Here is a 6,299-nt window from a genome sequence, read left to right on the forward strand (position 1 = left end):
ACCCCGGCGGTGTGGGGGGCGGGGTTGTTGGGGGGGCGGGGCCCGGGTGGTTGGTCGGCGGCTTTCGGTTTAAACCCCCCACCCCCCACCCACCCCCCACGGGATCAGACGTCGGACTGGGGCCACTGCTGGCCGCGCGTCCACGACTCCAGCACCATCAGCGTCTTCGTGCCCGTCACCTGGTGATGCCGCCTGATCTCGTCGATCGTGCGCTGGAGATGGCCCATGTCCCGGACCCGCAGCCAGACGAGCGCGTCGGGGTCTCCCGCGATGGTGAACACCGCCTGGGCCTCGGGCATCCGGGTGGTCGTGCGGACGATCTCGCCGACCTTGGTGGTCCCGGTGAATCGCAGTTCGGTGAACGCCTCGATGCCCCAGCCGAGTTTGGCGTGGTCGATCTGGACGGTGTACCCGACGATGACGCCGTTCTCCTGCATGCGGTCGATGCGGCGTTTGACCGCCGCGGTGGACAGCGTGACGCGGGCGCCGATGTCCCCCAGGGTGCGCCGGGCGTCTTCCCGAAGCAGTTCGAGGATCTCGCGATCGGTCTCGTCGATGAGCTGGTCCGCCATGAGCCGAGATGGTACGCAGACGCAACGGATATCGGCTACCGACGAAGATGGGCCGGATTTTTTGCGCGCAGGGGGTCAATAGACTGCCGCTTGTTGCGACGGCCCGGCGCGGTCGGGTCTTCTGTCGTGACGTCACGCGGGGGTGCCGAAGGAGGCAGGTCTGGTGGAGCAGTTCACGTTGGAGGACCGCTATCTGCGGGAGGACGGCACCGTCTATCTCAGCGGGGTCCAGGCGCTGGTCAGGATGCTGTTCGACCGGGTGCGGCACGATCGCGCCGCCGGGGCGTCGCCCGCCGTGTTCGTCTCCGGGTACGAGGGTTCGCCGCTGGCCGGGTACGACCTCGAACTCGGCCGCCGCTCCGTCCTGCTCGACAAGCACGACGTCGTGCACCGGCCGGGACTGAACGAGGAAATCGCCGCGACGGCGGTCATGGGCAGCCAGCTCACCGCGTCGGTCGGTTCGTCACCCGGTGGGGTCACCGGCTTCTGGTACGGCAAGGCACCCGGCCTCGACCGGGCGACCGACGCCCTGCGGCACGCCAACCTCGCGGGCACCGACCCGGCGGGCGGCGCGGTGGCGCTGGTCGGCGACGACCCGAACGCCAAGTCCTCGTCGGTGCCCTGCGCCTCCGAGCTCGCGCTCGCCGACCTCGCCATGCCCGTGTTCTTCCCGTCCGACTCCCAGGACGTGCTGGACTTCGGGCTGCACGCCGTCGAGCTGTCCAGGGCGAGCGGGCTGTGGTCGTCGATGAAACTCGTGGCGAACGTGGCCGACGCCGCGAGCACCGCCCAGGTCCGGCCGCGGTGGACGGCGCCTGAGCTCGCGCTGCCCGCGTACCGGCACAAGCCCAGCTCCCGGCTGCTCGGGACCACGCTGATGGCGCTCGAACGCAGCCTGTACACCGAACGCCTGCCGCTCGCCGTCGAGTACGTGCGGGCGAGCGGGGTCAACCGGATCGTCCAGGAAGGGCCTGCGGACCGCGTCGGCATCGTCACCGCCGGAAAGTCCTATTTGGACCTCATGCAGGCGCTGCGGCTGCTTGGCCTGGACGCGGAAGCGTTGTCCCGGCACGGGATCCGGATCCTCAAGCTCGGCGTCATCCATCCGCTCGAACCGTCGATCGTCCGCCGGTTCGCCGACGGCCTGAGCGAGATCGTCGTGGTGGAGGAGAAGCGCTCGTTCGTCGAGTCGGCGATCAAGGAGGTGCTTTACGGCACCGCCGGGGCGCCGGCCGTGTACGGCAAGACCGGTCCCGACGGCCGGACCCTGTGCACCGAACTCGGCGAACTCGACCCGGACGCCGTCGCCAGGGTGCTGGCCGGACGGCTGAACGCGCACCACGAAATCCCGTCGGTGACCGCGTGGCGGCAGCAACGCCGCCGCGAGCGCATCTCGATCCCGTTGCTGACCAGGACGCCGTACTTCTGCTCCGGCTGCCCGCACAACTCCTCGACCAAGGTGCCCGAGGGCACCGTCGTCGGCGGGGGCATCGGCTGCCACGCGATGGCGCTGTTCATGGAACCGGAGCAGGTCGGCGACGTGGTCGGCCTGACCCAGATGGGCGGCGAGGGCGCCCAGTGGCTCGGCATGGAGCCGTTCGTCGACGCCTCGCATTTCGTGCAGAACATCGGCGACGGCACGTTCACCCACTCCGGCAGCCTCGCGGTGCGGGCCGCGGTGGCCGCCGGGGTGAACATCACCTACAAGATCCTCTACAACGCGACCGTCGCGATGACCGGCGGCCAGGACGCCGTCGGCGGGCTCCCGGTGGACCGGCTGGCGTCGCTGCTGCTGGTCGAAGGCGTCGCCAAGGTGTTCATCACCAGCGACGAACCGAAGCGGTTCCGCAACGTCAGCCTGCCCGGCGGTGTCGAGGTCCGGCATCGTGACGAACTGCTGAGCACGCAAGAGGAACTGGCCGGCATCCCCGGCGTGACCGTGCTCATCCACGACCAGGAATGCGCCGCGGAGAAGCGCCGCAAACGGCGTCGCGGCAAGCTGGACACCCCGGCCACCAAGGTCGTGATCAACGAACGCGTGTGCGAGGGATGCGGCGACTGCGGCGAGAAGTCGAACTGCCTTTCCGTGCAGCCGGTCAGCACCGAATTCGGCCGCAAGACCACGATCCACCAGTCGTCGTGCAACGTGGACTACTCGTGCCTGGCGGGGGATTGCCCCTCGTTCATGACGGTGGTGCCCACCGGGCGGAAACACCGTCGGCGGGCCGGGGAGATCAGCGCGGCCGAGCTGCCCGAGCCCGTGACCGGTGGCACCGACTTCACCGTGCGGATCACCGGGGTCGGCGGGACCGGTGTGGTCACCGTCGCGCAGATCCTCGCCACGGCCGCCGTGATCGAGGGCAAGCAGGTCCGGACCCTGGACCAGACCGGGCTCGCGCAGAAGGGCGGCGCCGTCGTCTCGGATCTGAAGATCACCGCCGAGCCGACGCCGCAGGCGCCGAAACTCGCCGCCGGGGAATGCGATCTCTACCTGGCCTGCGACGTCCTCGTCGGCGCCGACCCAGCGCATCTGACGGTGGCCGATCCCGGCCGGACCACCGCCGTGGTCTCCACGACCGAAGTGCCGACCGGCCGGATGGTCGTCGACACCACCGTGTCCTTCCCCGACGCGGCGGCCGTCCGCGGCGCGATCACGGACAACGCGGCGCGGACCGTGGCGCTCGACGCGCGGGCGCTGGCCGAAACCCTGTTCGACGACGACCAGTTCGCCAACATCCTCCAGCTCGGCGCGGCGCACCAGACCGGCGCCATCCCGCTGGACGCGGCCAGCCTGGAACGCGCGATCGAGCTCAACGGGGTCGCCGTCGCGGGCAATCTCCAGGCGTTCCGGCGCGGCAGGCAGCTCGTCGCCGATCCCGACGCACTGCACGCGGCGGTCGCCCCGCCCGCAGTCGCGGCGACGCCGGCCCCGTCGGCGGCCACCCTCCGCGCCCGCGCGCTCGTGCACGCCGAGCCGGGTTCGGAACTCGCGCGACTGCTGGACATCCGCGTCCCCGAACTCGTTCAGTACCAGAACGTTCGCTACGCGCGGGAGTACGCCGAGTTCGTCGAGCGGGTCCGGGTCCTGGAAGGGGACTCGACCGCCGTCACCGAGGCGGTGGCGCGCAATCTGCACAAACTGATGGCGTACAAGGACGAGTACGAGGTCGCGCGGCTTTCGCTCGATCCCGCCGTGATCGCGGGGATCGAGGCGGAGTTCGGCGTGGGCAGCCGCTACGCCTACCGCCTGCACCCGCCGGTGCTCCGCGCGCTGGGGATGAAGCGGAAGATCGCGCTGGGCCCGAAGTTCCGCCCGGTGTTCGTCGCGCTGCGCGCCGCGCGGAAGCTGCGCGGGACGCGCTGGGACCTGTTCGGCAAGGCGCGCGTGCGGAAGGTGGAGCGGGAACTCGTCACGCAGTACCGGGACACGATCCTCACCGCGTTCGGCACCGAGGACGCCGATCGCGGCAGGCTGCTGGCCCTGGCCGAACTGCCCGACCTGGTCCGCGGTTACGAGGACGTCAAACTGGCGAACGTCGAGGCGTATCGCCGGGAGCAGTCCACGCTCCTCGCCGATCTCGTGCCGGGTGAACGGCTCGGAGCGCGCCGATGAGCGGGACGATCGTTGAATTCCCTTATTCCCGATGACCGGTATATTTTATTCGGCGATGATTTTCGGGCTTCCTTCGATATTCGTGCCCGCCCCCGTCAAAGACCATTAAGTCCCGGGAATTGACAATTCCCGGGCGGCCGAACGGGGGTTGTGCCCTTCGGGGGCACGGCCAGACTGGAAACACCGGGAGACGCGCACTGTCTTCGTCGTGCCCGTTCCCGGTGGGCCGTGTATCGCGAATCTTCCGATCGGTCCTTCGCGGCCGTCGGGAGTGAAGGAGGACGGATGAGAGTCGACCGAAAGGTGGCCGCCGCCGTGGCGGCCACCGTGATGATCGCGACGCCGATGACCGGTACGGCGTCCCTGGCCAGTGACCTGACCAGGGCGGACCCACCCGCGCCGGTCTGCTCGCCGGGCACCACGGTGACGATCGACGACGGTCCGGTGTGCGGTGTCAAGGGCGCCGAAGTCACGTCGTGGCAGGGGATCCGCTACGGCGCGCCGCCGACCGGGGAACTGCGCTGGAAGGCGCCGCGCCGGCCTGCCCCGTGGACCGAGACCTTCCCGGCGACCACCGAGGGCAACCAGTGCGCGCAACCGGCGAGCGTGGGTCCGGGCACGGACAACGAGGACTGCCTCAACCTGACCGTCCGCGTGCCCGCCAAACGGGGGCCCGGGCCGCTCGCGGTGATGGTGCAGATCCACGGCGGCGGGTTCCTTTTGTTGAAGCCACAGGACGCCAGCCGCCTGGTGACCGGGGGCAACGTCATCAGCGTGGAGGTCAACTACCGGCTCGGGATCTTCGGTTTCCTGGCCCACGAGGGATTCGGCGAGCACGCCGGGAACTACGGCTTGCTGGATCAGCAGGCCGCGTTGCGCTGGGTTCAGCGCAACATCTCGCGGTTCGGCGGCGACCCGCGCAACGTCACGATCTACGGTGCTTCCGCGGGTGGCTCGAGCGTTTGCGCCCAGACGGCGGCGCCGAGTTCGGCGGGACTGTTCCAGCGCGGTATCGCCCAAAGCGGGGAGTACAACTCGCTGCTCGGCGTGGACACCGTCTGGCAGGCCCAGGATTGCAAGGCGAAACTGCCGACCGAGGAACAGGCGCACAGCGCCGGGGCGAAGTTCGCCGGCGGTGTCGGCTGCGGCGTCGCGGCCGAAGCCGCCGCGTGTCTGCGCAAGGTGCCCGCCGCCGCCCTGCTGAAACAGGCGGATCACGGGCGGGAGCCCGGCAACGGCACGGTGGCGCCGATCGTGGACGGGAAGTTCCTGCCGATGTCGCCAGGGGAGGCCTTCGCCACCGGGCACGTCAACGACGTCGCGCTGATCCACGGTGTGGACCGCGACGAGACCCAGCTGCCGTCCGCGTCGACCCCGGCCGACTACGAGAACCTGGTGCGCCAGCAGTACGGCGAGCACGCGGCCACGGTCCGCCGGACCTATCCGCTGAAGCGGTTCCCGACGCCCGCCCCGTTCCTCGCCTATCGGACCATCGTGGCCGACTCCAACTCGGTCTGCCCCTCCGTCCTCAACGCCGAACGGCTGGCGAAGCACATCCCGGTGTTCGCCTATCAGTTCGACGACACGGACGTTCCGCCGCAGTTCTTCCTCGACGCCACGAAACCGAACGGCGCGTATCACGTCGCCGAAATGTTGCTGCTGTTCCCGGGTGCCACCAAGCTCACCCCCAATCAGCAGGTCCTGTCCGACCAGCTGATCGCGCAGTGGTCCGGATTCGCCCGCACCGGCAATCCCACCGTGGACGGCACACCCCGGTGGGAGCCCTACACCGCGGACAATCCCGTCGTCATGTCGCTCAACGCCGCCGGTGACAGCCAGCTCACCACCGAGATTCCGCGGCAGCACAACTGCGAGAAGCTCTGGGACCCCCTGACGCCGTTCAACGAGCGTCGCTAGCCCGGAAGTACCGGAGGACGCCGCGTCGCGGCGGGTGTCCGACGGCCCAAAAGGAGTTGCCCGGGCGAGGAGGATCGTGAGTGGCGATTCGGGCTAGAACCCGCCATTCAGGCCGACGGATTCCGGACGCTCGACGAGGGTGACCGCGTGGAATTCGAAGTCCAGTCCGGCCGTGACGGGCGGAGTCAGGCGGCGGA

The 6,299-nt window shown here is 69.7% G+C and carries 3 protein-coding genes and 1 pseudogene; 3 read left to right on the top strand and 1 reads right to left on the bottom strand.

Annotated elements, in window-relative coordinates; all coding sequences use genetic code 11:
• Positions 1-104 precede the first annotated feature (104 nt).
• Complete coding sequence (locus AB0N89_RS40845; protein ID WP_364217081.1) at positions 105-572, bottom strand: Lrp/AsnC family transcriptional regulator; 468 nt, start codon at positions 570-572, stop codon at positions 105-107.
• 163 nt (positions 573-735) lie between these two features.
• Here AB0N89_RS40845 and AB0N89_RS40850 point away from each other — a divergent pair, with 163 nt between their 5' ends.
• The 3 genes and pseudogenes from AB0N89_RS40850 to AB0N89_RS40860 all read left to right on the top strand — a co-directional run.
• Complete coding sequence (locus tag AB0N89_RS40850; protein WP_364217084.1) at positions 736-4,185, top strand: indolepyruvate ferredoxin oxidoreductase family protein; 3,450 nt, start codon at positions 736-738, stop codon at positions 4,183-4,185.
• A gap of 285 nt (positions 4,186-4,470) precedes the next feature.
• A complete protein-coding gene (locus AB0N89_RS40855; RefSeq protein WP_364217086.1) occupies positions 4,471-6,102 on the top strand; it encodes a carboxylesterase family protein in 1,632 nt (543 codons plus the stop codon).
• Between the two features lie 102 nt (positions 6,103-6,204).
• Positions 6,205-6,299, top strand: a pseudogene (locus AB0N89_RS40860) (cold shock domain-containing protein); the annotation flags it as partial.

The sequence above is a fragment of the Amycolatopsis sp. NPDC089917 genome, assembly GCF_040684635.1.
GTDB lineage: Bacteria > Actinomycetota > Actinomycetes > Mycobacteriales > Pseudonocardiaceae > Amycolatopsis.

Coding starts and splice junctions, on each gene's coding strand:
- AB0N89_RS40855 (WP_364217086.1), top strand. CDS start 4,471: ATGAGAGTCGACCGAAAGGTGGCCGCCGCCGTGGCGGCCACCGTGATG.
- AB0N89_RS40845 (WP_364217081.1), bottom strand. CDS start 572: ATGGCGGACCAGCTCATCGACGAGACCGATCGCGAGATCCTCGAACTG.